This is a genomic window from Luteimonas saliphila, assembly GCF_016774335.1.
Classification (GTDB): domain Bacteria; phylum Pseudomonadota; class Gammaproteobacteria; order Xanthomonadales; family Xanthomonadaceae; genus Luteimonas; species Luteimonas saliphila.
In genome coordinates this window covers 44506-70664 of record NZ_JAETWA010000031.1, presented here as the reverse complement: position 1 = coordinate 70664, position 26159 = coordinate 44506, and the positions used below count along the sequence as shown (strand labels likewise).

General features: G+C 69.7%; 24 protein-coding genes and 1 riboswitch. Of the genes, 14 read left to right on the top strand and 10 right to left on the bottom strand.

Going from position 1 to position 26159, the window contains the following annotated elements; all coding sequences use genetic code 11:
- Positions 1–123: 123 nt before the first annotated feature.
- The 8 genes from JMO03_RS08080 to JMO03_RS08045 all read left to right on the top strand — a co-directional run bounded on the left by JMO03_RS08080 (position 124) and on the right by JMO03_RS08045 (position 9456).
- On the top strand, positions 124–1053 hold the full coding sequence (locus tag JMO03_RS08080; RefSeq protein ID WP_202842437.1) for a pseudouridine synthase: 930 nt from the start codon (positions 124–126) through the stop codon (positions 1051–1053).
- 133 nt (positions 1054–1186) lie between these two features.
- Positions 1187–2128, top strand: a complete 942-nt coding sequence (locus JMO03_RS08075) for an ATP-binding cassette domain-containing protein (RefSeq protein WP_202842311.1) — start codon at positions 1187–1189, stop codon at positions 2126–2128.
- Complete coding sequence (locus JMO03_RS08070) at positions 2125–2886, top strand: ABC transporter permease (RefSeq protein ID WP_149101452.1); 762 nt, start codon at positions 2125–2127, stop codon at positions 2884–2886. The genes JMO03_RS08075 and JMO03_RS08070 overlap by 4 nt, the downstream gene beginning before the upstream one ends.
- A gap of 205 nt (positions 2887–3091) precedes the next feature.
- Positions 3092–4045 carry a glutaminase gene (locus JMO03_RS08065; protein ID WP_202842309.1) on the top strand — a complete coding sequence of 318 codons (954 nt, stop codon included), beginning with the start codon at positions 3092–3094 and terminating at the stop codon, positions 4043–4045.
- A gap of 78 nt (positions 4046–4123) precedes the next feature.
- The gene (locus tag JMO03_RS08060; RefSeq protein ID WP_484497248.1) at positions 4124–4918 is read left to right on the top strand and encodes an EAL domain-containing protein; all 795 of its coding nucleotides are present in this window, start codon (positions 4124–4126) and stop codon (positions 4916–4918) included.
- Between the two features lie 162 nt (positions 4919–5080).
- On the top strand, positions 5081–5491 hold the full coding sequence (locus tag JMO03_RS08055) for a hypothetical protein (protein WP_202842305.1): 411 nt from the start codon (positions 5081–5083) through the stop codon (positions 5489–5491).
- A gap of 11 nt (positions 5492–5502) precedes the next feature.
- Positions 5503–6810, top strand: a complete 1308-nt coding sequence (locus JMO03_RS08050) for an extracellular catalytic domain type 1 short-chain-length polyhydroxyalkanoate depolymerase (RefSeq protein ID WP_202842303.1) — start codon at positions 5503–5505, stop codon at positions 6808–6810.
- Positions 6811–6915: 105 nt separating this feature from the next.
- A complete protein-coding gene (locus JMO03_RS08045) occupies positions 6916–9456 on the top strand; it encodes a cation-translocating P-type ATPase (protein ID WP_202842301.1) in 2541 nt (846 codons plus the stop codon).
- 159 nt (positions 9457–9615) lie between these two features.
- Here the strand turns inward: JMO03_RS08045 and JMO03_RS08040 are convergent, their stop codons facing one another.
- Positions 9616–10347, bottom strand: coding sequence for an MOSC domain-containing protein (locus JMO03_RS08040; protein WP_273544237.1), 732 nt, complete (start codon positions 10345–10347; stop codon positions 9616–9618).
- 14 nt (positions 10348–10361) lie between these two features.
- Positions 10362–10438: riboswitch (S-adenosyl-L-homocysteine riboswitch) on the bottom strand.
- 349 nt (positions 10439–10787) lie between these two features.
- On the opposite strand from JMO03_RS08040, the gene JMO03_RS08035 reads away from it, so the two are divergent.
- Positions 10788–11189 carry a hypothetical protein gene (locus JMO03_RS08035; protein WP_202842297.1) on the top strand — a complete coding sequence of 134 codons (402 nt, stop codon included), beginning with the start codon at positions 10788–10790 and terminating at the stop codon, positions 11187–11189.
- 60 nt (positions 11190–11249) lie between these two features.
- Here the strand turns inward: JMO03_RS08035 and JMO03_RS08030 are convergent, their stop codons facing one another.
- The 3 genes from JMO03_RS08030 to JMO03_RS08020 form a co-directional block, all read right to left on the bottom strand.
- The gene (locus tag JMO03_RS08030; RefSeq protein ID WP_202842296.1) at positions 11250–12167 is read right to left on the bottom strand and encodes a hypothetical protein; all 918 of its coding nucleotides are present in this window, start codon (positions 12165–12167) and stop codon (positions 11250–11252) included.
- The gene (locus tag JMO03_RS08025) at positions 12164–13597 is read right to left on the bottom strand and encodes a glycosyltransferase family 2 protein (RefSeq protein WP_337926380.1); all 1434 of its coding nucleotides are present in this window, start codon (positions 13595–13597) and stop codon (positions 12164–12166) included. Before JMO03_RS08025 ends, JMO03_RS08030 begins: the two co-directional genes overlap by 4 nt.
- 259 nt (positions 13598–13856) lie before the next feature.
- Positions 13857–14270 carry a RidA family protein gene (locus JMO03_RS08020; RefSeq protein ID WP_202842291.1) on the bottom strand — a complete coding sequence of 138 codons (414 nt, stop codon included), beginning with the start codon at positions 14268–14270 and terminating at the stop codon, positions 13857–13859.
- Between the two features lie 136 nt (positions 14271–14406).
- Between JMO03_RS08020 and JMO03_RS08015 the strand changes: the two genes are divergently transcribed.
- Entirely contained in the window at positions 14407–14817 is a 411-nt protein-coding gene (locus JMO03_RS08015) for an Lrp/AsnC ligand binding domain-containing protein (RefSeq protein WP_202842289.1), read from the top strand.
- Positions 14818–14931: 114 nt separating this feature from the next.
- Here JMO03_RS08015 and JMO03_RS08010 read toward each other — a convergent pair whose 3' ends face one another.
- From JMO03_RS08010 to JMO03_RS08000, 3 genes are all read right to left on the bottom strand, one after another.
- A complete protein-coding gene (locus JMO03_RS08010; protein WP_202842287.1) occupies positions 14932–15411 on the bottom strand; it encodes a VOC family protein in 480 nt (159 codons plus the stop codon).
- 110 nt (positions 15412–15521) lie between these two features.
- Positions 15522–16586 carry an ROK family protein gene (locus JMO03_RS08005; RefSeq protein ID WP_202842285.1) on the bottom strand — a complete coding sequence of 355 codons (1065 nt, stop codon included), beginning with the start codon at positions 16584–16586 and terminating at the stop codon, positions 15522–15524.
- Positions 16587–16701: 115 nt separating this feature from the next.
- Positions 16702–17424, bottom strand: a complete 723-nt coding sequence (locus JMO03_RS08000) for an rRNA pseudouridine synthase (RefSeq protein WP_202842282.1) — start codon at positions 17422–17424, stop codon at positions 16702–16704.
- A 120-nt stretch (positions 17425–17544) separates the two neighbouring features.
- Between JMO03_RS08000 and JMO03_RS07995 the strand changes: the two genes are divergently transcribed.
- Complete coding sequence (locus tag JMO03_RS07995; protein ID WP_202842280.1) at positions 17545–18405, top strand: PA4780 family RIO1-like protein kinase; 861 nt, start codon at positions 17545–17547, stop codon at positions 18403–18405.
- Between the two features lie 206 nt (positions 18406–18611).
- Here JMO03_RS07995 and JMO03_RS07990 read toward each other — a convergent pair whose 3' ends face one another.
- Together JMO03_RS07990 and JMO03_RS07985 are read right to left on the bottom strand one after the other, a co-directional pair.
- Positions 18612–19577, bottom strand: a complete 966-nt coding sequence (locus JMO03_RS07990; protein WP_202842278.1) for an alpha/beta hydrolase — start codon at positions 19575–19577, stop codon at positions 18612–18614.
- A gap of 148 nt (positions 19578–19725) precedes the next feature.
- Positions 19726–22413: a glycoside hydrolase family 3 C-terminal domain-containing protein gene (locus JMO03_RS07985; RefSeq protein ID WP_202842275.1), complete on the bottom strand. Its 2688-nt coding sequence runs from the start codon at positions 22411–22413 to the stop codon at positions 19726–19728.
- A 377-nt stretch (positions 22414–22790) separates the two neighbouring features.
- Here JMO03_RS07985 and JMO03_RS21490 point away from each other — a divergent pair, with 377 nt between their 5' ends.
- A complete protein-coding gene (locus tag JMO03_RS21490) occupies positions 22791–23648 on the top strand; it encodes a prolyl oligopeptidase family serine peptidase (protein ID WP_202842273.1) in 858 nt (285 codons plus the stop codon).
- Positions 23649–23688: 40 nt separating this feature from the next.
- Here JMO03_RS21490 and JMO03_RS07975 read toward each other — a convergent pair whose 3' ends face one another.
- Positions 23689–24387, bottom strand: coding sequence for a hypothetical protein (locus tag JMO03_RS07975; RefSeq protein ID WP_202842271.1), 699 nt, complete (start codon positions 24385–24387; stop codon positions 23689–23691).
- A gap of 318 nt (positions 24388–24705) precedes the next feature.
- Between JMO03_RS07975 and gntA the strand changes: the two genes are divergently transcribed.
- Both gntA and JMO03_RS07965 read left to right on the top strand, forming a co-directional pair.
- Positions 24706–25455 (top strand): guanitoxin biosynthesis heme-dependent pre-guanitoxin N-hydroxylase GntA, encoded by a 750-nt coding sequence (gntA, locus tag JMO03_RS07970; protein WP_202842269.1) that lies wholly within the window; start codon positions 24706–24708, stop codon positions 25453–25455.
- The gene (locus tag JMO03_RS07965; protein ID WP_337926379.1) at positions 25452–26057 is read left to right on the top strand and encodes a DUF1989 domain-containing protein; all 606 of its coding nucleotides are present in this window, start codon (positions 25452–25454) and stop codon (positions 26055–26057) included. Before gntA ends, JMO03_RS07965 begins: the two co-directional genes overlap by 4 nt.
- Positions 26058–26159 lie beyond the last annotated feature (102 nt).

Sequence of the window (26159 nt, the reverse complement as noted above, 5' to 3'; positions counted from 1 at the left end):
CGGTCGGCATGCCGAGGGATTCGTCGCCGCACCACGGAGTGAATAACGAAGCTGTCGTAGTTCGGCTCGACGGCGCGCGCGCAGGCTCCGTACCATGCCGGGCACGAAGTCCGATCCGCGCGGATCGGGCCAACGAGCCTGCCCGGGATACGCCCGATCTCCTCCGCCGACGACCCGCCACCTAGCCGCCTGCAACTGCCGCCCGGCCCCTGGGCGACGGTGCTCGAAGCCCTGTGCGCGCACTTCCCCGCGGTGGACGAAGCCACCTGGCGCGACCGGTTCGCCCGTGGACGGGTGCTGGATGCGGACGGATGCGCGCTCGACGTCTCGGCCGCGTACCGCGTCGGCGCCGAGGTCCGCTATTTCCGCGAGGTCGCCGATGAGCAAGGGATTCCGTTCGCCGAAACCGTGATCCACGCCGACGCGCACCTGGTGGTGGCCTGCAAGCCGCACTTCCTCTCGGTGGCGCCGACGGGCGCGTACGTGCGCGAAACCCTGCTGACGCGACTGGTGCGCCGTTTCGACAATCCCTCCCTGGTGCCGCTGCACCGCATCGACCGGGACACGGCCGGGCTGGTGATGTTCTCGGCCGATCCCGGCAGTCGCGCGGCCTACCACGCGCTGTTCCGCGAACGGCGCATCCGCAAGCACTACCTCGCGATCGCGCCGCCGTTGCCGGATCTCGCGTTTCCGCATGTGCACCGCAGCCGGCTGGAACGGGGCGAGCCGTTCTTCCGCATGCGCGAGGTGCCGGGCGAGCCCAACAGCGAGACGCGGATCGAGGTGGTCGCGCGCGGCGCGCACGCCTGGACCTACCGGCTGGAGCCGGTCACCGGGCGCAAGCACCAGTTGCGCGTGCACCTGGCGGCGCTCGGCGCGCCGATCCTGCACGACCGCCTCTATCCGGTGTTGCAGCAACAGCGGCCGGACGACCATGCCCGGCCGCTGCGACTGTTCGCCCACGCGCTGGCCTTCGACGATCCACTCGACGGGGCGTCCCGGCGTTTCGTGGCGACGCCGCATTTCGCGGTCGCGCCCACGCCGCCGGAATAGCGGAGGCGGCTCCGGGCCAAGGTTGCGGACAGGAACGGACAGGTCGGGATGCAGACTCCCGGTCACGGGACACTGCCGCTGCCGACAGTCCGGTACGATCCCCGCCTCGTTCACGCATCACCGCAGGACTGCCGTGTCTTCGATCATTTCGATCCGCAACCTCAGCAAGACCTACCAGTCGGGCTTCCAGGCCCTCAAGTCGGTCGACCTGGAGATCCGCAAGGGCGAGATCCTCGCGCTGCTGGGCCCCAACGGCGCCGGCAAGACCACCCTGATCAGCATCGTCTGCGGCATCGTCAATCCCAGTCAGGGCACGGTGACCGCCGACGGCCACGACATCGTGCGCGACTACCGCGCCGCGCGGGCGAAGATCGGCCTGGTGCCGCAGGAACTGTCCACCGACGCGTTCGAGACGGTGTGGGCGACGGTGAAGTTCAGCCGCGGCCTGTTCGGCAAGGCGCCGGATCCGGCGTACCTGGAGAAGGTGCTGCGCGACCTGTCGCTGTGGGACAAGAAGGACAGCAAGATCATGACCCTGTCCGGCGGCATGAAGCGCCGCGTGCTGATCGCCAAGGCGCTGTCGCACGAGCCGACCATCCTGTTCCTGGACGAACCCACCGCCGGCGTCGACGTGGAGCTGCGCCGCGACATGTGGGAGATGGTCCGCAAGCTGCGCGAGAAGGGAGTGACCATCATCCTGACCACGCACTACATCGAGGAGGCCGAGGAGATGGCCGACCGCATCGGCGTGATCGACAAGGGCGAGCTGGTACTGGTGGAGGACAAGCAAGTGCTGATGCGCAAGCTGGGCAAGAAGCAGCTGACGCTCGCGCTGCAGGAGCCGTTGCACCGTATCCCCGACGAGTTGTCCCCGCTGGCGCTGGAACTGGGCGACGAAGGCCGTACCCTGGTCTACACCTTCGATTCGCAGACCGACCAGACCGGCATCGCCGCGCTGCTGCGGCAGCTGGGCGAACTGGGCATCGATTTCAAGGACCTGCATTCGAGCGAGAGTTCGCTGGAGGAGATCTTCGTCGGCCTGGTGCATGCCGGCGGCCGGGAGGCACGCGCATGAACTGGCACGCGATCCGCGCGATCTACCGCTTCGAGATGGCGCGCACCTTCCGCACCATCACCCAGTCCATCGCCTCGCCGGTGCTGTCGACCTCGCTGTACTTCGTGGTGTTCGGCGCGGCCATCGGCTCGCGCATGGGCGAGATCGACGGCGTGTCGTACGGGGCGTTCATCATCCCCGGCCTGATCATGCTGTCGCTGTTGAACGAAAGCATCTCCAACGCCTCGTTCGGCATCTACATGCCCAAGTGGGCGGGCACGATCTACGAACTGCTCTCCGCGCCGGTGTCGTATGTCGAGGTGGTGATCGGCTACGTCGGGGCGGCGGCGACCAAGTCGCTGATGCTGGGCGTGCTGATCCTGGTGACGGCGCGCGTGTTCGTGCCCTACGAGATCGCGCATCCGCTGTGGATGCTGGCCTTCCTGCTGCTGACCGCGGTCACCTTCAGCCTGTTCGGTTTCATCATCGGCCTATGGGCCGACGACTTCCAGAAGCTGCAGGTGATCCCGCTGATGATCGTGACCCCGCTGACCTTCCTGGGCGGTGCGTTCTACTCGATCAGCATGCTGCCGCCGGTCTGGCAGAAGATCACCCTGTTCAATCCGGTGGTCTACCTGATCAGCGGCTTCCGCTGGAGTTTCTACGGCGTCTCGGACGTCGGCGTGGGCATCAGCATGGCGGCGATCCTGGGCTTCCTCGCCTTGTGCCTGGGCGCGGTGTGGTGGATCTTCAGGACGGGGTGGAAGCTCAAGGCCTGAGCCCGCGCGACCGGAGGTTCCGACGGGACTTCGGTCGAGCCTCCATCGTCCCGTGGATCGAGGGCGAACGGTCTGCCCGGTGTCCGCTCTTCGCCCTGCGCGCCGGAAGCCAGGGACCCGGCGGCGCGCCGGTCCTTGACGGCTGACGCGGCCTTACAGGCCGCTGCATACAGTGGGCGCATCCGCACCGCAGATGGAAGCCCGCATGCGCAAGCCCCCGTCGAATCCGCACGACCTGAGTCGCCACGACCTGGACGATGTCCTCGGTACGATCGACGAGGAGGTGCGGCAGCGTTTCGGCGAGGGCAAGGTGGCCGACTACATCCCCTCGCTGGCCGACGTGCCCAGGGACCGCTTCGGCATGGCCCTGGCCTTGCCGGACGGCAAGATCCACGAAGCGGGCGATTCGCGCGAGCGCTTCTCGATCCAGAGCGTGTCCACGGTGTACACCCTGACGCTGGCGCTGGAGGCGATCGGCGACCAGCTGTGGAAGCGGGTGGATCGCGAGCCGTCGGGCGATCCGTTCAATTCGCTGGTGCAGCTGGAGTACGAGAAGGGGATCCCGCGCAATCCCTTCATGAACGCCGGTGCGTTGATCTCCGCCGACGTGATCCTGTCGAACTTCGAGGATGCGGAGGCGACGCTGCTCGGGTTCATGCGCGCGCGCTCGGGCAATCCCGACGTGGGCACGGACGAGGTGGTGGCGGAGTCCGAGCGCGAGAGCGGCTACCGCAACGTGGCCGTGGCCAACTTCATCCGCAGCTTCGGCAACCTGGACAACGACGTGCAGAACGTCCTGGACTTCTACTATCTGCAGTGCTCGCTGCGCATGGATTGCGTGGACCTGGCGCGCAGCGTGCGCTACCTGGCCGATGCCGGCCATTGCGCATCGTCGGACGTGCAGGTGACGACGGCCGAGGGCGCCACGCGCATCAATTCGCTGATGATGACCGCGGGCACCTACGATGCCGCGGGCGATTTCGCGTTCTACGTCGGGCTGCCCGCCAAGAGCGGGGTGGGCGGCGGCATCGTCGCGGTGGTGCCGCACGTGATGGGCCTGTGCGTGTGGTCGCCCGGGCTGGACGAGAAGGGCAATTCGCTGCTCGGGCGCCATGCGCTGCACCGCTTCACCCGGATGACCGGGCTGTCGGTGTTCTGAGCGCACGCAGGGCACAGGTTCGCCCGGCCGTGCCGTTATCGTCGCAATACGGGCACATCGCGGCACCGGAGGGCTTCCATGTTCTTGCAGCGGTTTTTCGGGGAGAAGACGCCGGATCCGCGGCCTTGCGCGAATTGCCAGGGCGACCAGCGTCTGGATTTCGAGATCAGGATGGCGTTCCAGCCCGTGGTCGACGCGCGGGACCGCTCCATCTACGGCTATGAAGCGCTGGTGCGCACCGCCGACGGCGGTGGCGCGGCCGAGGTGCTGGCGCGGGTCCGGCCGGAGCAGTTGTACCGTTTCGACCAGACCTGCCGGGTCAAGGCGATCGTCACGGCGGCGGAGCTCGGCCTGCGGCAGCGGCTGTTCGTCAACTTCTTCCCCAATGCGGTCTACCAGCCCGCCACCTGCATCCGGCTGACGCTGCTTGCGGCGCAGATGACCGGTTTTCCCACCGAACGCCTCGTATTCGAAGCCGCAGAGTCCGAGCAGGTCCGGGACCATGCGCATGTCTCGCGCATCTTCAACGACTACCGCAGTCGCGGCTTCCAGACCGCGATCGACGACTTCGGCGCGGGCTACGCAGGCCTGCCCAGCCTGATCGCCTTCCAGCCGGACCTGATCAAGCTGGACATGGGGCTGATCCGCGGGATCGACGCCGACCCGGTGCGTCGGGCCATCGTCTCCGGCATCGCCCGGATCGGCAGCGGCATCGGCTCGACGTTGCTGGCCGAAGGCGTCGAGACGGCGGCCGAGTACCGGACCCTGCGGTCGATCGGAATCGACCTGTTCCAAGGCTATCTGTTCGGCAGGCCGGCGCTGGAACGGCTGGAACCGGTAGCCGATGCGACGTGGGCGAGCCTGGCGGAATAGCCGCGCCGCATAGCCGTTCCGCCTTTGCGTGGTCCGGATCTTGCGTTTCCGCGACGGCTGGCGCGCCGGTCCCTTTGCTTCGTGGACAATGGAGGGCGCGGTTAACATACCATCTATATGGATGGTGATAGGATGGCATATACCATCCAGTAGCTGCAGTCCATGTCCGACACACGTCCGCGTGTCCTCGCCGAAAGCGAAAAGATCACCATCAACCTCGGCGTCGTCGACCTGGGACAGATCGACCTGCTGGTGCAGGAAGGCTTCTACTCCAACCGCACCGACCTGATCCGCACCGCCATCCGCAACCAGCTCGCGACGCATGGCGACGCGCTGCGGAACACGGTGGCGCGCCGCACCCTGGTGGTCGGCCTGCAGGATTACGGTCGCTCCGAGCTGGAGGCCGCACGCGATGCGGGCGAGCGCCTGCGGATCCAGGCCCTGGGCCTGGTGCGGATCGCGGAAGACGTCACCCCGGAACTGGCGCGCGAGGCGATCGAATCGATCGCCGTGCTCGGCGTGCTCCAGGCAAGCCCGAAGGTCAAGGCCGCACTGGCCGGCCGCATCCACTGATCAGGAATTCCATGAAACCCAGCAACGACACCATGCGCCGGGCGATGCGCCAGATGCAGGCCGGCGACCTTCACGCGGCCACGCGCACCCTGCAACATGCGTTCGGCGGCCATGCCGCCCCGGCGCCACCGCCCGCCCGGCGCGAGGACCGCAGTGGCGACCTGGGCACGTCGGACGCGACCATCGAGGGCGAGTTCCGCGTGATCGAGGCCGGCCTGGCGCCCGCGGCCAGCGCGGCGACCGACGCCGACGCCGACGCCGGTGCCGCATCCGCACCCCGCGATGCATCCGCTGCCCGTGAAGATGCGTGCGCCACACCGTCCGCGGGTGGCGCCCGCAGCCGGACGGCGTCGCGCTCGCGCATGTGGCCAGCTACCGCGACGATGTCCCCGGGCGCCAGCGCCGGTGTGCAGCGCACCTTCCGGCCCTCGCATGGCGGCGAGGGCAGGACCAGCGACCTGCCGATGCATCGTTTCTCCAGCGACGCGGGCGAGCTGCAGTACGGACTGTACGTTCCCCCAGGTCTCGATCCGTCGGGTGCGCCGTTGCTGGTGATGCTGCACGGATGCACCCAGACGCCGGAAGACTTCGCCCGCGGCACGCGCATGAACCAGCTCGCGGCCACACACGGGTATGTCGTCGCCTGGCCCGCGCAGGCGGTCCAGCGCAACCAGAACCGGTGCTGGAACTGGTTCCGCGGCAGCGACCAGCAGCGCGGGCAGGGCGAGCCGGCCATGCTCGCCGCACTCACCCGCCACCTGGTGGCCAGCCACCGGCTCGACCCGAACCGGGTCTACGTGGCCGGCCTGTCCGCGAGGGGCGCCATGGCCGCGGTGCTCGCCAGCACGCATCCGGACGTCTATGCCGCCATCGGCGTGCACTCCGGCCTGCCGATCGGGCTGGCCAGCGACGTGCCCTCGGCCTTCGCCGCCATGCGCAAGGGCGGAACATCCCGATCGCGCCCGCCTGCGGCAGGTGGCGCGCCCGTGCCTGCGATCGTCTTCCACGGCGACAGCGATACCACCGTGCACCCGTCGAACGGGCAGGGCGTGGTCGAACACAGCCTGGGCGCGGGGAACGGTGTCGCCGCCATTGCCAGCACGATCGAACGCGATACCGCACCGGGCGGACGCCGTTCGACCCGCACGATCCACCGCACTGCCGACGGCCGGATCGCGGCCGAACACTGGATCGTCCACGGCTCCGGGCACGCCTGGTCGGGCGGAGACGCGTCGGGAAGCTATACCGATCCGCAGGGTCCCGATGCGTCGGCGCAGATGCTGCGGTTCTTCGACGGTTGCAGGCGCGCCGGACGCTGAAGGTCTGCCAGGATGCGCCGACCCCGTTCGCCGATGCGGCCCGGGCGGCACGGAAGGTTCCCGCGAAGCGCTTAGAGTAGTCGCCATCCCGGGACGGACGCGCCGATGCCGACCAGGCAACTTCCCCGCGAGCCCCTCGAATGCAGCGATCCGGACACCGGCCTGCGCAGCGACGAGGTCGCCGAGCGCCGCCGGCGTTTCGGCGAGAACGACGTGGCCGAGACGGCGCCGCGTCGCTGGTGGACGGTGGCTGCCGCGTCCGCGCGCGACCCGATGCTGTGGTTCCTGCTGGTCGTGAGCCTGCTGTTCCTGGCGCTCGGCGATCGCACCGAGGCGATCGTGCTGCTGGTCGCGATCGTGCCCCTGCTGGGCATGGACGCCTGGTTGCACCGGCGGACCCAGGCATCCACCGAAGGCCTGGCCAGCCGACTGGCCGCCGAGGCGCGGGTGCTGCGCGACGGCAGCTGGCGGGTGCTCCCGGCGCGCGAGCTGGTATCGGGCGACGTGGTGGAAATCGCCGCCGGCGACTGGGTTCCGGCAGACGGCCTGTTGCTGGCCGGCAGCGATCCGCAGTTCGACGAATCCTCGCTCACCGGCGAGTCGCTTCCGGTCCGCAAGCGCGTGCTCGACGTCTCCGGCGTGCTGCCCGCCAGCGTCGATGCAGGGCACTGGGCCCATGCCGGCACCCGGTTGCTGACCGGCGAGGCACGGCTGTGGATCGTGCATACCGGCGCGCATACCCGCTACGGCGAGATCGTGCGCCTGGCCCGCGCCGGCGGCCAGGCGCGCACCCCGCTGCAACGCTCGGTGGCGCGGCTGGTGCGCTGGATGCTGGTGGCCGCGCTCGCGTTCTGCCTGGTACTCGCGGCGGTGCGGTTGGCCCAGGGGCATGGCCCGGTCGACACGCTGATCAGCGCCCTGACCCTCGCGGTCGCCGCGCTCCCGGAGGAATTCCCGGTCGTGTTCACCCTGTTCCTCGGGGTGGGCGTCTATCGACTGGCGCAACGCCAGGCGCTGGTGCGGCGCGCGGTGGCGGTGGAGAACATCGGCCGGGTCAGCGCGATCTGCTCCGACAAGACCGGCACGCTCACCGAGGGCGAACTGCGGCTGGTGGAAACGGTCCCCGCCGACGCGATGGAGGCAGCCGCGCTGCTGGCGCTGGCGGCGCGCGCCTCTGGGGCCGCCGGACACGACCCGATGGACCGGGCGATCCGCGATGCCGCTTCGCCGGTGGTGGGGAACGAAGCGCGTCTGGCCACGTTCCCCTTCACCGAGGAGCGCCGCCGCGAAACCGCCCTGCTTCGCGACGGCGATGGCGTGCTCGCCGTGGTCAAGGGCGCACCTGAGACGGTGATGGCGATGTGCGCCGCCGGCCCCGACGGCGTCGCGGCCTGGCGCGAACGGCTCGATGCACTGGCCGGTCGCGGCTACAAGGTGATCGCCTGCGCGCGCCAGGCGCTTGCGGACGACCATGACCCGGCGCTCGAACCGCAGTCGGGCTACGCGCTGGCCGGGCTGCTGGCCTTCGGCGATCCGTTGCGCGAAGGCGTGCGCGAGTCGGTGCAGGCCTGCCTGGCCGCCGGCATCCGGGTGGTCATGGTGACCGGCGACCACCCGCTGACCGCAGGTGCCATCGCCCGCGACATCGGCCTCGGCGGCCGTTCGCCGCAGGTGTTGAACCTCGAGGAACGCCAGGACGAACCGCTCGATGCCAACGAGCTGGCGCAAGCCGACGTGATCGCGCGCGCCGCACCGGGGCAGAAGCTGCAGTTGGTGCAGGCGCTGCAGGCACGCGGCCACACCGTGGCGGTGACCGGCGACGGCGTCAACGACGTGCCCGCGCTGCAGACCGCCGACATCGGCATCGCGATGGGGGAACGCGGTACCCGCAGCGCCCGCGAGGCGGCCGCCATCGTGCTGCTGGACGACAACTTTCGCACTCTGGTCAACGCCATCGCCGAGGGCCGCCAGCTGTTCGCAAACCTGCAGCGTGGCTTCGCCTACCTGCTGCTGGTGCACCTGCCGCTGGTGCTGTCGGCGGCGCTGGTGCCGCTGGCGGGTTTCCCGTTGCTGTACCTGCCGATCCACATCGTCTGGCTGGAGCTCATCATCCACCCCACCGCGATGCTGGGGTTCCAGCAGCGCAGCGGCACGCGGCTGCGACGACGTGCCCCCGCGTCCGGACCGGTGCGCTTCTTTTCCCGGCGCGCCTGGTGGGCGCTGTGGCTGGCGGCCACGGTCGCCACCTGCGCGGTCCTGGCCGGATACCGGGTCGGCAGCCTCGCCGGGGCGCCAGTGGATCCGGCCGCGGTGGCGCGTTCGCTGGCGCTGGCGGTGCTGATCCTGTGCAGCGTGGTGTTCCTGGCGGTGCTCACCGGCCTGCGCGACAGGATGCCGCGGCTCATTGCCGTGGCGGGCCTTGCGAGCGTCGCGCTGATCCAGGTGCCGGCGTTTTCCGGGCTGCTCGAGGTGCAGCCGCTGTCGCCCTCGGGACTGGGCCTGGCCGCCACGCTCGCTGGCCTGGTGTGGCTGGCGACGTTGCCGCTTCGCTGGACGCTGGACGGTGAGGAGGGTCGCCCACGGACGGTTTCCCGGCGCAGACCGGGGCCGGCCGCGCACCAGGACGGCGACGCTGCGTCGCCGTGAGTGCGGCGATGCGGGCACGGAAGCTCTCGTGGCCACGCGCCTTGTGCTGGCGCGCAGGCGAGTGCTGCGGGCCAGCGGGCGCGCGCATCCGGCACCAGGCGCCCGGTGTTCCGGGGCGTCGAAGATGCCAGGAGCAGGCGGCCGGAAATCCAGGCGCGTTCACGCGGGCGACTCGAGCAGCACCGGATCATCGATCGCGACGCGGCCTGGCGCAACGGTCGAGCCGTAGACGCCGAGGCATCCCTGGCGCTCGCGCGCCACGGTGCGGAGGATTTCTGGATTGCGCCGGGTCGTCACGGGGTCGATGGTGATGACGACGCAGCGGCCATCGCGCTTGTCGACGCGCATGCGCATGCCGCCCACGTGCAGCACGCTGCCCACCCAGTCGTCCTCTGCGAAGGGTGTGCCATCTGCGGCCTCCACCAGGATGTTCGGGCGGAAGCGCCCGACGTCGAGCGCCTCGCCCACCGCCTCGCCGAGCCGGCCGATCGTCCGGGTGGTGATGAGGGACAAGGGAAACGTGTCGAAAACGCCGCGGTCCTGCCGGATCACCCGTGCGCCTTCCGGAGACAGCTCGGACGCTAGGGCCGGGTCCGCGACGTCGAACGTCGTTCCCGAGGGCGTCCGCACGACGGTCCGTGACCTGTCCGGCCGGTCCGGCTCGACGAACGACGGGCGATAGTGGTTCATGTCTGCGCGCTCGCGCAGCGTGAGCCAGGGAAATCCACTGTGGGGGACGCCGTTGCGCATGAACGCCCATCGCCGATCGCCGGTGAACCCGTGCCAGGACACATCGACTTCGGCCAGCGCTTCGGCCGCCATCGACTTCACCGGGTAACGCCACAACCCGACGACGCGACCGACCGGCCTGCCATTGCGGGAACCATGCATAGCGCATCCTCTTTCGCAAAGAGGCGCCCTTGCCATCCGAACCAGCGTCGAGCGTGACGGGATGGAATCCGCTGCAGCGCCCCTCGACGCAGGGTCTGCGCTGCCGGCGGCAGCGCGACGGAGATAACGTGCGCAGCACACCAGAGGCCGCGTGCGCCTGTCAAGCTCGTTCCAACGCGCGACTTCCGCACCTCGAAGAACATGGTGTCCGGTCTGCCCCGGATTCCGGTCGTTCCTGCGTTCGCCCGTTGCTCGCAGCGAGCATCCAGTTCCCCTTGGAGGCATACTCCGGTGACGCGACCGTCGGCAGACGGGTCGCTACCTGGCAGGACATTCGATCGACCCCGCACAGCGGCGCAGATCGAACGGTGGGGGCGCCATGGTGCCGATCCACCTCGGAGCGTCGCCTGCAAAGCGCTGCTCGCCCCGGCCGCGTCGTCGTGCTGCCTGCCCCGCGCCGCCCGGACTGCCGATTCTTCCACGCCGAGACCGCTCCGCGGCCCGGCCTGCTCCAGGGATTTGCCGGATCGATGGACCATCAGCTCGTGATCAAGTTCTGGAGGAAATCGCTGGAAGGCGAAGATTTCCTCGCCACCATCGAAGACGAACTGAAGGCGGCCCTGGGTGATGCCGCGGCGCTCGACGGGTTCGACGTGAGCGCCAAGGAAATCAACCTGTTCATGCTGACGGCCGACCCCCGGCACGCCTTCCGGCGCGTCAAGGCGGTGCTGGAGCGACTGGGCGTGTTGCACAGCGTTTCGGCGGCGTATCGCCTGGTGGGGGGCGCGCGTTTCACCTCCCTCTGGCCGCTGCGCGCAAGCCGCAAGTTCACCCTGCCGTAGCGGATGCGAGCGAGCGGCCTGCGAACAGGGCGGGCTCGGGCTGAGCCATGATTCCGTGACTCAGAACGCCACGACGCCCTGCACCTGCACGTACCGGTACGAATAGCTGTCCGCGCCGCCGTCGGCGACGACCGGCGTGTCGGAGTAGCCGGCGTCGAGGCGCAACCAGGCATTGTTGCGGCGCGGCGTTTCCAGGCCGAACTGCAGCATGCGGGCACGCTTCCAGTCCTCGCCCGCGCTGCGCTGCCGGCCCATGCCCGCCACTGCGCGCCACTGGTAGCCGCCGACGAAACGGCGCCAGCCCAGCACGCCCATCGCCTCGCCATACCAGGATGGCGAGAAATAGTCGGCTTCGCGCGGATCGCTGTCGTGGAAATAACGCGTGCGCAACTGCAGGCTGAGCCCCTGGTCCGGGACCAGCGCGTGGACGAGGTTGGCGCGCAGGTGGGTACGCAGGTTGCTGCCGGTACCGAAGTCCTGCGCGCCGCCGAGCACGGTGGTGCTCCAGCGATCGCCCATCGGCAGGTCGATCGCGGCGCCGGCGAAGGTCTGGACCCAGCCATTGGCGACGCCGCCGCGGGTCTCGAGCACGTCGCGCTCGATGAAGAACTCCTTGCGCCGCGCATCCTTGCTGTGGATCGAGCCGCGGCCGACGAGGTCGTGCCCGTTGCTGCCGATATCGCCCTGCCACGACCACCCGCGCAGGTCGCCCGCGCCGGACAGGTACGCACGATCCTCGCTGTCCGACCAATCGTCGCCGGAGAAGCGGGCGCGTTCCACCTTCAGCCCCCACCAGTGATCCGGATCGCGATGCGACACGTCCCAGCCGAGTGCGAGTTTCCGCGTTTCGTTGCCCTCGGCATCCGAACTGACCCATGCGTCCGCGCGCACGGCCTTGCCGGCCGCGTCGTCCTCCTGCGCGAGCGCCGGCATCGCCAGGACCAGTCCCAGCGCGACGACCAGGGCGCGCGGGCTCATTTCGTACCCCAGGTCTTGCGCAGCCGGAACAGCTCGGCGGCATAGCCCATCACGCAGACCGGCTGCAGGATCATGGTGTAGCCCAGCGAATAGAAGAGGAAGCCGCCCAGGTTGCGGCGCACGCGCAGATCCTGGGATTTGAACATGCGCCGTTGCACGTGGAAGATCACGAGGTTCCAGATCGCGGCCAACGGCAGCACCAGCAACGTCATGATGCCGGCGATCCAGTAGTAGCCGAACAGCGCCAGCACGATGCCGGGCAGGAACGCCAGCGTGTAGACCAGGTCCAGCGGCAGGAACAGCAGGTTCCACCAGATGAACAGCGTGGTCATGCGCGGCTTGAACAGCAGCGGCCAGTGCCGGGCGAAGGCTTCCATCAGCCCGCGCGACCAGCGCTGGCGCTGGCGCGAGAACTGCCCGAGGCGGGTGGGGACCTTGGTGAACAGGCAGGCGTCCTCGCAATAGCCGATGCGCGCGCCGGTTTCGAGCAGCGCCCACGACACCACGATGTCCTCGCCCACGCATTCGGGCCAGCCGCCGACCTGCTGCAGCGCCTCGCGCGTGTACAGCGAGAACGCGCCCTGCGCGACCAGCGTGCCGTGGTACATGCTCTGCATGCGCTTGACCGCGGCGATGCCGTGGAAGTAGTCCCACTCCTGGCTGCGGGCGAGCCAGTTCTCGCGCGAGTTGCGTACCAGCACCGCACCGGCGACGGCGACCGTGCCGGGCGGATCGGAGAGGAACCGCTCGACGATCTTGCGCAGGGCGTCGGAACGCAGGTAGGAGTCGCCATCCACGGTGATCACCAGCGCCTGCGTGGTTTCGGCCAGCCCGCGGTTGAGCGCCTTCGACTTGCCGCCGTTGCGCGGTTGCGCCAGCACCCGGATCGACAGGCCTTCCCTGGCCAGGCGGGCGGCGGCGTCGCGGGCGAGGGCGAGGCTGTCGTCGGTGGAACCATCGTCGATCACCACGACCTCGACCAGGCCGGGATATTCCTGGCGGGCGAGGCTGTCCAAGGTATCGACGATGTTCCCGGATTCGTTGTAGCTGGCCACCAGCACGCAGACATCCGGCAGGGTTTCGAACGCGCGTCGCACGGGCCGGCGATCGGACAGGATCGAACCCACCAGGAACGCGTTCATGAAACCGGGCACATAGGCGATGAAGGCGATGACGAAGACCGCCAGCCCGAAGCCCAGCGGCTTCGACAACTCGTCCAGCCAGGGCTGGGACAGCTTCACCGACAGCCCCATCCACGCCACCGCGAACAGGAGGATCAGCGCGTACTTGACGCGCAGGGGGACGTAGAAGCGGCGCCGAGGCGGCGGGGCCGGTGCAGGCGCGAGGCTGCCCACCGCAGCGGCGACGCTGATCGGGGCGGCGATGTCGTCGTCGTCGGCGACGTGGTGCGGGGGGCTGGCGTGATCCACTTGGCGATCCGGAGGAAACTTGAGCGCAAACGGAGCAAGACCCGTGCCAACTACTGCCGCACGCCGGCGCGGCTCCCGCATTAACGCCCGGCGTGTCGGTGACTGGATGCGTCAACTAGTGACGCGTATCACGTTATAGGGCCCGGAAATCCCCGTTCCTGAAGCACCATCGCCGGAGACGCCCGATCAGCAGGAAGGCAGGGCCCGTTCGCGAATCCACGCCAGCCGGAAAGACTGCGCGCTGCAGCGCAGCCGGCGCCTATGCGGCGGCGACCGCCTCGATCTCCAGCAGCCAGCGGCTGTCGTAGATCCCGGCGATGACGATCGTCAGCGCCGGCGAGCGGTCGCCGAGGATGGATTGCCGCAGGCCGCCGCTCTGCGCGATCAGCGCCCGGTCCGACAGGAAGATGGTGATCTTGACGAGGTTGTCGAACGTCATCGCGGCGGCATGCAGCTGTGCTTCCACATTGCGCCAGGCAAGACGGTACTGCGAGGGGTAGTCGTCGGGAATGCGGCCGTCGGCGTCCTCGGGCACCTGGCCGCTGACGAAGAGCCAGCGGGAGGCAGCGGAAACGAGGCTGGCCTGCGCATAGGCCAGACCGGTGGGCGCGATCGGTTCGATGGTCATCTCGGTCGGATTCGAACGGGAGGGAAGCGGCATCGCGAAGGCCATCGGGGCGGCGATGCAGGGCAGCACGTCACGTCGTCGCATGGGAAAAAAGGATGGCCGCGGGTGCCCTATGATGCCGCCTGACGTTTCGACGGCGCCCGGGCATTCGTCCGGCGACGCCCGTCAAATGGACGGCCCCGTGGATGCCATCGACCGACGCCTGCTGGAACTCCTGCGCGAGGACGCGAGCCGCCCGCTGAAGACGCTGGCGGCGGAAGTCGGCCTCTCGCGCAGCAGCGTCCGCGACCGCATCGTGCGCATGCAGGCGCAGGGCGTGATCCGCCGCTACACCATCGAAACGCCGGCGCAGGACGGCGCGTTGTCCGCGATCTGCATGCTGCGCCTGTTGCGCACGCCGGACATGCGGGTGGTGGAATCGGTGACCGCAATGCCCGAAGTGGTGCGTTGCGATGCGCTGTCGGGCGAGATCGACCTGCTGGTCGAGGTGGCTGCCGCGGATGCGGCGGCGCTCAACGAGACCCGTGACCGCATCGCCGCTCTGCCTGGCGTGGTCGAGGTGACGACATCGGTGGTGCTGACGCGCTACTGAAGTCGCGCAGCCGATGCGGGAAGCGCGTTCCGGTCGGCGGACCGACATCGCCAGCCGATGTTGCTCGCCCGTGTCCGAAGCCGCGCCCGTACCCGCCACCCCGACCTGCGGACGTCAGCCCCGTCGCGCCGCCTCGATCGCGGCGATGTCGATCTTGCGCATGGTCATCATCGCGTCGAACGCACGCTTGGCCGCATCGCGGTCGGGATCGGTGATCGCCTCGACCAGGACGCGCGGGGTGATCTGCCACGACAGGCCCCACTTGTCCTTGCACCAGCCGCAGGCGCTTTCCTCGCCGCCGTTGCCGACGATAGCGTCCCACAGGCGGTCGGTCTCGGCCTGGTCCTCGGTGGCAACCTGGAACGAGAACGCCTCGCTGTGCTTGAAGGTCGGGCCGCCATTCAGCCCGATGCAGGGGATGCCCAGCACGGTGAACTCGACCGTCAGCTCGTCGCCCTGCTTGCCGGAGGGAAAGTCGCCCGGGGCGTAGTGGACGGCGACGACCCTGCTGTCGGGAAAGGTCTCGGCATAGAAGGTCGCGGCTTCGAGTGCAGTGCCGTCGTACCAGAGGCAGATCGTGTTCTTGTGCGTCATCTTCATGCTCCGTGGTGGATGGCGGGCGATTCGCGCGCCTGTCCCTTGACGAGGCGGGGACGCGGAATTCGACAACCCTGCGGACGCCGCGGCGTCGCAGGGTTCACCGTTCAGCGCATGGTGTAGCTCGCGTTGCCCAGGCCGGTGCCGATGGTCAGCACCGCCCAGCGCCGCGCCTTGCGCATGCGGCGCAGTTCGCTCAGGCCCTGCACCACGGCATCGTTGTGCATCACCACGGAGGGCGGCGTACCCGCGACCGGGTCGAGTCGGGCGCCCAGCGCCCGTGGCAGGTGGAAGGGCTGTTCCCAGTCGCCGGGGAGGTTCTGCGCGCCGGCCGACAGGCTGCCGTCGGCCTCCACCTGCCCCGGGCAGGCGATGCCCACGAACGGTGCGAGCCGGATGTCCAGGGTCCGGGCGAACGCGGACAGGCCGTTGAGCATCGCCGCCAGGCGTGCGACCGCTTCGTCGCGCCCGGGTCCATCCCCGGCGTGTCGCCACTTCAGGCTTTCGAGCACGCGCGCCTTGCCGCCGTGCCGATCCTTGTGCAACCGGTGCTGGACGATGCCGCAGCGGATGTTGGTGCCGCCCACGTCCACGGCCAGGAACGCGTCGTGGGCGCGCGCATCGTCCGGGAGCAGGGGCACCCAGCCGAGCAGGCCGCCTTCGTCCGGATCGTGGCGCAACGGGTGCAGGGTCGCGCCGGTGTCCGCCAGTTCGAGCAGGCGCATGGCGCGGCGGATGGCCAGGTCGCCGGTTTCGTGCTCGGGAAAGCCGCCGCCCAGCACGATCCGTTCCACTGCGCGCCACTGCGGCTGCGCCAGGAACACCTGCACGACGTAGGCGAGGCGGCGCGCGTACTCCTCCACGGCCAGGTGGATCGCGTGGGCGGCATCGGGATCGCCGCCGACCAGGGCCAGGTCGATCGCGTCCTTGGCCACTTCGGCCGCGGGCGTCTTGCCGAACGGGTCCTTGCCGGTCAGGTGGTGCGCGCGTGCGACGTCCAGCAGTGCGCGGAACGCGGTCTGGCTGGCGCGGTCGCCCAGAAAGCCATCGCCTTCGGGATCGCGCAGGCGCAGGTTGTAGTGACCGATGTCGAGGCCGGGCAGGGAGGTCGCCCCGTGCCGGCCGCGGTCGTCCCGCGCGGAGTCGAGTTGCTGGTTGGCCTTGCGTGCCATCGGCGGAAGCCCCGCGGGAAGAGGACTCCACGCTAGCCGGACACCGGTGAGGTCACGGTGGAGGGGAGAGGATCCGCGCGAGCCGGGCGCGCGCTTCATCCCGCTTTCCGCAATTTCAGAACCGCTCCCCCACCGGCAGGTAGCGCCACGCACCCGCCGGCATCTTCGCCAGCGACACCTTGCCGATGCGCAGGCGCCGGATCGACACCACGCCCAGCCCGACCTGCGCGCACATGTCGCGCAGCTGTCCGCCCTGCACCCCCTTGATCGCGAACCGCAGGCGGATCTCGTTCTGCCAGCTGACCTTGCACGGCGGCAGCTCACGGCCGCCATAGGACAGGCCATGCTTGAGCCTGTGCAGGCCGTAGGGCGCGATCTCGCCGCTGACCTCGACCACGAATTCCTGCTCGATTTCATCGCCGTCCTCGGTGAGCCGGCGCCACACACGGCCATCCTGGGTCAGCACCATCAACCCGCTGGCATCATGGTCGAGCGGCACCAGCGGCGTGAGCCGATGGAAGTGGCGCTGGAGCAGGCGCACGCCGGACGCATCCGCCTCCCATCGCGTCGCGGGCTCCACCAATGCAGAGGCGGGCCGGGGCCCGCTGATCGTGTCGTAGCCGGCCGGCTTGTGCAGCAGGATCGTCGCCGGCTCGACGGCTTCGAGCCGCGCCGCCGGATCGAGTTCGACGGCTTCGCCCCTCACCGGATGCTGCGGATCTTCCACCACGCGTCCGTCCACCCGGACCCAGCCGCCCTTCACGTACTGCTCGGCCTCGCCGCGGGAGCAGCGCGCCAGGTCGGCCACGCGCCTGGACAGTCGAACCGGATCGGACATGAATCGGGGCCACGGGAATCGGGACAGGCAGTGTAGCGATCAGGCACTCTGTCGCCCCGGATTCCAGCCGGCGGCGCGGCTTCGGCCCGCGCGTCGCACCGTTTTCCCCCTCGAGATGCCATGAAAACCCCTGCAGGTCTGCAAGCGCTGATCGACGACGGCGTGATCGACGAGGTGATGCGCCCGCTCAAGAGCGGCAAGGAAGCCGCGGTGTACGTGGTGCGCGCGGGCGAGGAGATCCGCTGCGCCAAGGTCTACAAGGACATGGCGCAGCGCAGTTTCCAGCAGCGCGTGCAATACCAGGAGGGGCGCAAGGTGCGCGGCAGCCGCGAGGCGCGCGCGATCGGCAAGGCCAGCAAGTACGGGCGTCGGCAGCAGGAAGCCGAGTGGAAGAACACCGAGGTCGACGCGCTGTACCGGTTGCGCGACGCCGGCGTGCGCGTGCCCGAACCTCACGGGTATTTCCACGGCGTACTGGTGATGGAACTGGTGGTCGACGCCGACGGCCACTCCGCGCCGCGGCTGGGCGAGGTGGAGCTGTCGCACGACCAGGCCTGCGGCTTCCATCGTTTCCTGGTGCGGCAGGTGGTGAAGATGCTGTGCGTCGGCCTGATCCATGGCGACCTGTCGGCCTACAACGTGCTGGTCGCGCCCGATGGCCCGGTACTGATCGACTTCCCGCAGGTGGTGAGCGCCGCCGGCAACAACGCCGCGCGCAGCATGCTGCTGCGCGACGTCAACAACCTCACCGCGTGCCTGGGCGCGTTCGCGCCGGAATTGCTGGAGACCTGGTACGGCGAAGAGATGTGGGCGCTGTTCGAGGCCGGCGAACTGCGGCCGGACACCGAGCTGAACGGCGTGTTCGCCCACGACGAATCGGAGATCGACGTCGATGGCGTGCGCCATGCGATCAACGATGCGCGCGAGGAAGCGTTGATCCGCCAGCAGGGACGCGAAGCTGCCGAGGAAGATCCGGGCTGACGTCCCGCGGAGCCGGCAGAAAGGCTGTCGGCCCTTTGCGGGACACCGGAGGCTGCGCGGTCTTGCCTTGGGCCGGTAGCGCGGAGATGCCGCGAAGGTCGCCTGTCGGGCTGCGGCCAGTTACGTCGGCAAGGGTGTCAGGCCCGGTACGGCGAAAGCAACCGCGCCGGGCAGTGCCGGCGAGCTTCCGCCCGACAGGTGGACGATCACGAGCCCTTGCGTTCCAGCATGCCGTGCATCTTCATCCACGACACCCAGGCCTCGAACCAACCGGTGCTGGTGGTGTCCTTCGGGTACATGCCGAAGCCGTGGCCGCCGCGTTCGTAGTAGTGGAACTCGACCGGTCGCCCGGCCTTCTGCCAGCTCTCGATCAGGCCGAAGCCGCTGTTGGAGAACAGCCCGTCGTCCGCGGCGAGCGCCACGAACAGCGGCGGCGCATCGCCCGGCACCTGCAGCGGGGCGATCGGGCCGTAGATGTTGCCGATGAAGGCCGGCCTGGCGTCCTCGCCGGACAGCGCGCTGACCATGGTCAGCATCGCGCCGGCGGAAAAGCCGACCATGCCGATGCGGTCGGGATCCACGCGCCATTCGTCGGCGCGGCTGCGGACCAGCGCGAACGCCGCGCGCGAGTCCTGCAACTGCGGGGCGAGCATGGCCGCCGACTCCGGCGAACCGGGATCGCGCGGCGGACGCGGGCCCGCCAGCATCTCGCGGATCGACCGCGCGAAACCGTCGAGGTCGGCGGGCGTCTGGTTCAGGCGGTACTTGAGCACGAACGCCGCCACGCCGCGATCGGCCAGCGCGCGCGCCACGTCCCAGCCTTCGTTCTCCATCGACAGCGAACGGAAGCCGCCGCCCGGCGCGACGATCACGGCGGTGCCGGTCGCCTTGTCAGGGTCCGGCAGGAACGCCGTGAGCGTGGCCTGCGTGACGTTGCGCGCGAACACGCTGCCGTACTGGCGATGCCAGGATTCCGCATTCCCCGCATCGGGCAGCGGCCCGGTGCCGAGTGCGATGGCGTCGGGCTGGGCCGGAACGTCGATGGGCGTCATCGTCTCGTCCAGCGCGAACGCAGGCAGCGACAGCATGCCCAGCAGCGCGACGAGCGCGATGGGCGCGCCCCTGCGCGTGGCGCGGACGACGGCATGCAGCAAACGTGTCTTGGGTGTCATCGGAGAGCTCCGGCAGGGCAGGGTGAAGGCGTGCGGTGTCGCTGCAGCGGCCGAGGAGAGGGCACGTGGACGGACGCGTCGGCGGTCGATCCGGAAACGCATCGGAGCGACCACCACTTGCGCAGGGCAGCGAGTCGCGACGCGAGCATCAGCGTGCCACCGGACGCAGGCGGTCGATCGCGAAGGCGGCTTCCCGGCCCGCCACGCCGGTGCCTGGCTGGCCGGATCCGACGAACACGCGATAGCGCCCGGGCATCACCTGGCGCCTGCCCTCGGCGTCCACGGCGCTGAGGTCGCGCGGATCGAGTTCGAAGCGCAGCGTGCGGCGCTCGCCGGCGGCCAGATGCACGCGCCGGTACCCGCGCAGCGCGATGCGCGGCACGCCTTCGATGTCGGGGAAATCGAGGTAGAGCTGGGCGACCTCGTCTCCGGCGCGCTCCCCGCTGTTGCGCACTTCGATGGTCACGACCAGCCCTTCGGCAGCGCCCTCGGGATTCGGCTCGAGTTGCAGCGTCGCGTAGTCGAAGCGGGTGTAGCTCAGGCCATGGCCGAACGGATAGACCGGCGTGCCTTCGAAGTAGCGGTAGGTGCGACCACGCATGTCGTAGTCGCCGAACGGCGGCAGGTCGTCGACCGACCGGTAGAAGGTCAGCGGCAGGCGCCCGCCCGGATTGACGTGGCCGGCCAGGACGTTGCCGACCGCCAGCCCGCCCGACTGTCCGGGGTACCAGGCCTCGATGATCGCGTCGGCATGCTGCTTCGCCCACGCCAGGTTGACCGGGCTGCCGTTCATCAGCACCACCACCAGCGGCTTGCCGGTGGCCTTTGCGGCCTCGAGGAAGGCCTGCTGGTCGGGCAGCAGGTCGAGCGAGGTCTTGTCGCCGCCCTTGAACCCGGGCACTTCGATCGGCGCTTCCTCCGCCTCGAGGTCGGAGGTGAGGCCCACCACCGCGACCAGCACGTCGCTCTCAGCGGCCGCGACGCGCAGGTCGTCCCCGGGCGTGTCGGAGACGCGCTTCCACACCATGCCGATGCCGGTGAGGATCCGCGCCTGTGTGGTGACCCTGATCGGATAGCGCCGGCCGCCTTCCAGCCGCACGGTCCTCATCGTCGGCAGGCTGTTCCAGGACGCCTTGCTCAGGTCGACGAAGGGCTGGCCGTCGAACTGCAACTCGCCGTTGAAGCCGCCGAGGCCGAGGCGGTAGGTGCCCGATTCCGGCGGCACCAGGTAACCGGTCCACTCGACCCGGTGCACGTCGCGCACCTGTGCAAGGTCGAGGCTGCGCGAGTTCACGTCGCGCTCGATCCGGGTGACGACGGGGTCTTCATCGAAGCCGGTGTCGCGGATCCAGGCATCGAGCTCACCGGGCGCGAAGCGCACCGGCGGTACCTTTGCGGCGTTGTAGTAGCGGGCGAGCAGGCCGGGCTCCCCGTCCGGCGTGAGCAGGGCGCTGGTGGGCACCGGGTCGCCGTCGGTATGCGATTCGCCGTACGGCACGTGGCGCACCCGCGCATCGGGCAGCGCGCGCCTGAGCCCTTCGAACACCGAGATCGGCGGTGCGGACTGCGGCGAGGAGTAGTTGCCGCGCAGCACGCGGGTCGCGTCGCCGAGCGGGCCGATCACCGCCACCCGCGCATCCGCGCGCAGCGGCAGGAGGCCGTCGTTCTTGAGCAGCACCAGGCTCTTCTCGGCGGCCTCCAGCGCCAGGGCCGCGTGCGCAGGCGCGCCGACGTCCTCCGGCGACACGCTTTCGGTGGACAGCGGCCGCAGGCCCGGCAGGTCGCCGGTGCGGTAGCGCGCGGCGAACAGCCGGACCAGGGCGCGATCGATGTCGGCCATGGTCAGCAGGCCGCGCCGCAACGCCTCGCGATAGGGCTCGGCCAGGCCATCGGTATCGGTGAGCGTGGCGCCGCTGCATTCGTTGTCGACGCCCGCGCGCATCGCCGCGGCGACGGCGCTCGCCGCATCGGGCGCGAAATGATGCTGGGCGCGGATGTCGTTGACCGCATCGCAGTCCGACACCACGTAGCCCTTGAACGACCATGCGCCGCGCAGCACGTCGCCGAGCAGCAGGTCGCTGGCGCAGGCCGGCTGCCCGTCGACGCGGTTGTAGGCGCACATGATCGAATCCGCGCCGCCCTCGACGACCGCGGCGCGGAACGCCGGCAGGTAGGTGTCCTCGAGATCGCGGCGCGACACGTAGACGTTGGCGTGGTGCCGGGTCGATTCCGGGCCGCTGTGCACGGCATAGTGCTTGGGCGTGGCGACCACGTCGATCCACTCCGGATGCATGCCCTGCATGCCCTGCACATACGCCACGCCCATGCGCGCGGCGAGGAAGGGATCCTCGCCATAGGTTTCCTGGCCCCGACCCCAGCGCGGATCGCGGAAGATGTTGATGTTCGGCGACCAGGTATTGAGTCCGGTCCCGATCCGGCCGGTGCGCCCGGTTTCGCGCGCGAGCGCGTGCAGTCCGCGAACCTCGGTGCTGATCGCGCCGGCGACGCGCCGCACGAGATCCTCGTCGAACGTGGCCGCCAGGCCGATCGGCTCGGCGAAGTTGGTGGTGGGAATCGTTCCGAGCGCCCCGTGCAGCGACTCGGTCCACCAGTTGTAGCGCGGCACGCCCAGCCTCGGGATGGCGGGCGCGGTGTTGAGCAACTGCGGCAGCTTCTCGTCCACACGCATGCGCGCGACCAGGGCCGCGGCCAGTGCCTCGGCCTTGCCAGAGTCATGGTTCGGCTGCGGCGATGGCTGCTGCGCGGACAGGGGCAGGGTGGCGAGCAATCCAAGTGCCAGCGCGAACACGCGCGTGCGGTTCACCGATGCGTGCATCGTGTTCTCCTGTCGTCCGCCCTGCGGGCGCGCGACCGGGCGTCGCGCACTCGTGGATGTCGGGCAAGGCCCGGACGGCCATGCGAGAGCGCATGCTGCCAAAACGGCGGGTTCAAGAACGGTATGGGTCGATTCGTTTTTCGGCATACCTGCATCCGCGCGCGGAATGCTGCTCGACCCGATGCGGCAAGGCATGACCATCGGACCTCCCGGCTGCCGTGCCGGCGCGGCAGAATCCATTCGTCCCCATCGCCTGGATGCCCATGCGCCGCCTCGTCTGGTCGATCCTCGCTTGCCTGTTCTGTTCGCCGGCCATTGCAACGGCTACTCCCGGGGCGGAGCCGGCATGCGCGCCCGCGCCCGCAGGCCCGCCGCGCGTGCGCGAGGTCGAGCTCGCCGGCGTCCCGGCGATCATCCGTGTGCCCGCCCGCATCGCGTCGCCGCCCGTCGTGCTCTGGCACGGCTTCGGTCCGCCCGCCAGCGAAGAAGCGCTGATGGACCTGCTGCCGCTGGACGAGGTGCCCGCGGTGAAGGTCTACCTGGGGCTGCCGCTGTTCGGCAAGCGCGCACCCGCGGATCCCGCCGAGCTGGCGCGACGTCAGGCGGAAGACCTGGCGACGGGCGTGTTCGAACCGGTGGTGCTGGGCGCGGGGCGCGAGCTGCCCGGGATCGCCGGTGCAATGCGCGAGCTCGGTTGCCTCGCGCCGGGCCAAGGCATCGCCGTGTTCGGCTTTTCCGCAGGTGGTGCGGCGGCGCTGTATGCGCTCGCGCAGCGCGAGGTGCCGGTGTCGGCGGCGGTCGTGCTGAACACCTCGACCGGGCTCGGTGCGTCGGTCGGCGCATACGAGCGCGCCACGAGGACGCGGTTCGCCTGGACGCCCGAGGCCCGCGCGCTCGCCCGCGTATCGGACGCCACCCGGCGTGCCGCGGAGATCGCGCAGGGCGAACCGCCACCGGCACTGCTGATCGTGCATGGCGCGGCGGATACCATGCTGGACGATGCCGGCGTGCGGCAACTGCATCGCGCCCTCGCGCCGCACTACACCGGCCGCAACGTGGAGCGCCTGCAACTGGAGGTCGTCCCGGACCTGGCGCACGCCATACGCTCGGCCGACGACATCTCGGCCGTGCGTGGACTGGTCGGCAGTTGGTTCCTGCGCTTCGCCGGGGATGCGACCGAGGCCGCACCCCGCACCACGACCGGACCGGGTGGGCTGGCGCAGCACGGGACGTAGAGGGGCGCCGATGCGACCGCAGACCACCGGCGCACCGGGGTCAGGCGTACTCGTCCGACCCCTGCACCCACAGGAACGACTGCAGGTCGATCATGTCGCGCGGGCGCAGGTCCGCGAGGTCCTGCCTCACCAGCCCGGCGAAGGCAAGCAGGCTGGCGTAGGTCTCCCACGATGGCCGCGAGCGATAGGGCAGTTCGAAACCATAGACGCGGGCTGCGGCGCGCATGGTGTTGGGTTTCATGAACATGTGCCTCGTCGGCTGGGCGATGAAGCCGAAGACGGTGACCAGGGGCCAGGTCAGTACCCGCGTCTGCCGGCGTGGCAGGGCGTCGATCGCGGCGACCCATTGCTCGAAACGGCGTTCCATGCTGCCGCGTCCGTGCAGGTATTCGTACAGGCCGTGCGCGAAGTCGTGTGCGCCCTGCGGCGAGCGCAGGGCGTCGCGCAGCGCCATCTTCTCGAACGAGAACAGCATGCTGTGGCGCGAACGCTGCTCGACGCGCACCGCGCGCGCGGCCGCTTCCGCCGCCTGCCGGTCGCGCAGCAGATCGCGAAAGGTATCCCGGGACAGCGCGTCCAGCCAGCGCCGGTGCGTTTCCAGCTTGTAGTCGCGCTCCCATTCCAGGTAGGCAGGATCGCGGAAGCCGCCCGGAAACCGCCGCAGGAACTTGCGTCGGCAGCGCAGCGCACCCGGAAGTCCGGACGAGGGAGTCGGCGCGGCGGGACGCGTGCGGGTCATGGCGCTGTTCTAGCACCCGCCGCTGCAACAGCGTGTTCACGTCGACGCAGGGAAGCCGTTCGCCGATACCGACGGAGGTCTGTGGGAAGGCGAGTGGGTCGCGGGCCCGTAGTCGCGTTCGGCGCAGATCGCCCCGGGCGTGGACGGGCGGATCGCCCTGGCGGCGCCACGATTGCGATCGGCGCGCCAACCGCAACATGAACGAGCCGTGCGCGAAGTGCGGCGAAGTGCGTGGCGTACACGCCGCCATGTCGCAGGCATCGCTAGCCTTGGACGCATCCGTTGCCGCGCGATGCGCGCTCACTCCCCGAGAACCCGATGAATTCCTGTCCCATCCGGCGTCGCAGCGACGCCACCACGACTCCCGGTGCGTTCGCCGACCCGAAGCCCGATGCCCGGGGGGGCGTCCTGGCGGCCGAATTTCTCGAGTTCGTCGGCTCGGCCGAGTTTCCCTGCGTCGGCTCGAAGGCGGCGCTGGCGCGCGATGCGATCCAGGCGCACGAGTTCGCGCGCATCGGCGACCGCGCCAACGACGCGTCCCTGCTCGACGCGCTGCGGGAGTTCGCGACAATGGTGGACGCGGCCGATCCCGACGACAGCACGGTGCATTCGCTCGTTGCGATCTTCGATGGCCCCCGGGACACCGACGAGCGGCGGTTCGAGGCCATGCTGTGGTCGCAGATTCAGCGCCTCCACGACCTCGATGCGCGCCGCGGCACGCGCTGGGCGCCGGACGTCGGCCGCGACCCCGACGATCCGAAGTTCAGCCTGAGCCTGGCGGGACATCCCTTCTTCGTGATCGGACTGCATCCGGGGGCATCGCGCCTGGCGCGGCGCTTCGCCTCGCCGGCGCTCGTGTTCAACTCGCACCGGCAGTTCCAGAGGCTGCGCGCAGACGGACGCTACGCCAAGATGCAGGCGGCCACCCGCGAACGCGACACGGCGCTGCAGGGGTCGATCAACCCCAACCTGGCCGACTTCGGCACCGCCCCCGAGACCCGGCAGTACAGCGGCCGCGCAGTGGAGCCGGACTGGACATGCCCGTTCCGGGTCAGGAAGTCGGGGTGAGCGGGCAGCCTTCCTGCGACCGGATACCGCCGTGCTCCGGGCGGGCGGTGGAACTGGAGCGCGGCGACGAACTGGTCGTGATCGATCCCATGGGCCAGCAGGTCAGCGATCTCACCGCGTTCTCGCGCGAGGATCTTGCCGAGTACCTGTCCTCCGGCCGATCGATCGACTACGCGTCGAAGCTGTGGCTCAGCACCGGCGATGTGCTGTATTCGAATCGCAGTCGCCCCATGTTCACCATCATCGAAGACACTTGCGGGCGCCACGACTTCACGTTGACCCCGTGCTCGAAGCGGATGTTCGAGATCCTCTACGGCGAAACCGAGGGCCGTCCCGGGTGCGAGGGCAACCTCGCCGCCGCGCTCGCGCCCTACGGGATCGACAGCGACCGCATCCCGATCGCGTTCAACATCTTCATGCACGTCACCGTGGACGGTGCGACCGGCGCGGTCGCGGTGCTCCCTCCGCTGAGCCGTGCGGGGGACTTCATCCGGCTGCGCGCGGAAATGCCGCTGGTGGTCGCGATGACGGCGTGCTCGGCCGGGCAGTCGAACAACTTCAGCTACAAGCCGATCGATTTCCGGGTGGAACGCAAGGCCTGATGAACGCAAAGCCTGATGAACGCAAGGCCTGATCGCGCCACCAGGACGCATCGCACGACCGCACGGCGCACCCGCCGCGGATCGTGCGCCTGCCGCGGGTGC

Excerpts from the sequence above, each read along its gene's own strand:
- JMO03_RS08070 (WP_149101452.1), top strand. The coding sequence starts at position 2,125 with ATGAACTGGCACGCGATCCGCGCGATCTACCGCTTCGAGATGGCGCGC.
- JMO03_RS08065 (WP_202842309.1), top strand. The coding sequence starts at position 3,092 with ATGCGCAAGCCCCCGTCGAATCCGCACGACCTGAGTCGCCACGACCTG.
- JMO03_RS08060 (WP_484497248.1), top strand. The coding sequence starts at position 4,124 with ATGTTCTTGCAGCGGTTTTTCGGGGAGAAGACGCCGGATCCGCGGCCT.
- JMO03_RS08055 (WP_202842305.1), top strand. The coding sequence starts at position 5,081 with ATGTCCGACACACGTCCGCGTGTCCTCGCCGAAAGCGAAAAGATCACC.
- JMO03_RS08050 (WP_202842303.1), top strand. The coding sequence starts at position 5,503 with ATGAAACCCAGCAACGACACCATGCGCCGGGCGATGCGCCAGATGCAG.
- JMO03_RS08045 (WP_202842301.1), top strand. The coding sequence starts at position 6,916 with ATGCCGACCAGGCAACTTCCCCGCGAGCCCCTCGAATGCAGCGATCCG.
- JMO03_RS08040 (WP_273544237.1), bottom strand. The coding sequence starts at position 10,347 with ATGCATGGTTCCCGCAATGGCAGGCCGGTCGGTCGCGTCGTCGGGTTG.
- JMO03_RS08030 (WP_202842296.1), bottom strand. The coding sequence starts at position 12,167 with ATGAGCCCGCGCGCCCTGGTCGTCGCGCTGGGACTGGTCCTGGCGATG.
- JMO03_RS08020 (WP_202842291.1), bottom strand. The coding sequence starts at position 14,270 with ATGGCCTTCGCGATGCCGCTTCCCTCCCGTTCGAATCCGACCGAGATG.
- JMO03_RS08010 (WP_202842287.1), bottom strand. The coding sequence starts at position 15,411 with ATGACGCACAAGAACACGATCTGCCTCTGGTACGACGGCACTGCACTC.
- JMO03_RS08005 (WP_202842285.1), bottom strand. The coding sequence starts at position 16,586 with ATGGCACGCAAGGCCAACCAGCAACTCGACTCCGCGCGGGACGACCGC.
- JMO03_RS08000 (WP_202842282.1), bottom strand. The coding sequence starts at position 17,424 with ATGTCCGATCCGGTTCGACTGTCCAGGCGCGTGGCCGACCTGGCGCGC.
- JMO03_RS07995 (WP_202842280.1), top strand. The coding sequence starts at position 17,545 with ATGAAAACCCCTGCAGGTCTGCAAGCGCTGATCGACGACGGCGTGATC.
- JMO03_RS07990 (WP_202842278.1), bottom strand. The coding sequence starts at position 19,577 with ATGACACCCAAGACACGTTTGCTGCATGCCGTCGTCCGCGCCACGCGC.
- JMO03_RS07985 (WP_202842275.1), bottom strand. The coding sequence starts at position 22,413 with ATGCACGCATCGGTGAACCGCACGCGCGTGTTCGCGCTGGCACTTGGA.
- JMO03_RS07975 (WP_202842271.1), bottom strand. The coding sequence starts at position 24,387 with ATGACCCGCACGCGTCCCGCCGCGCCGACTCCCTCGTCCGGACTTCCG.
- gntA (WP_202842269.1), top strand. The coding sequence starts at position 24,706 with ATGAATTCCTGTCCCATCCGGCGTCGCAGCGACGCCACCACGACTCCC.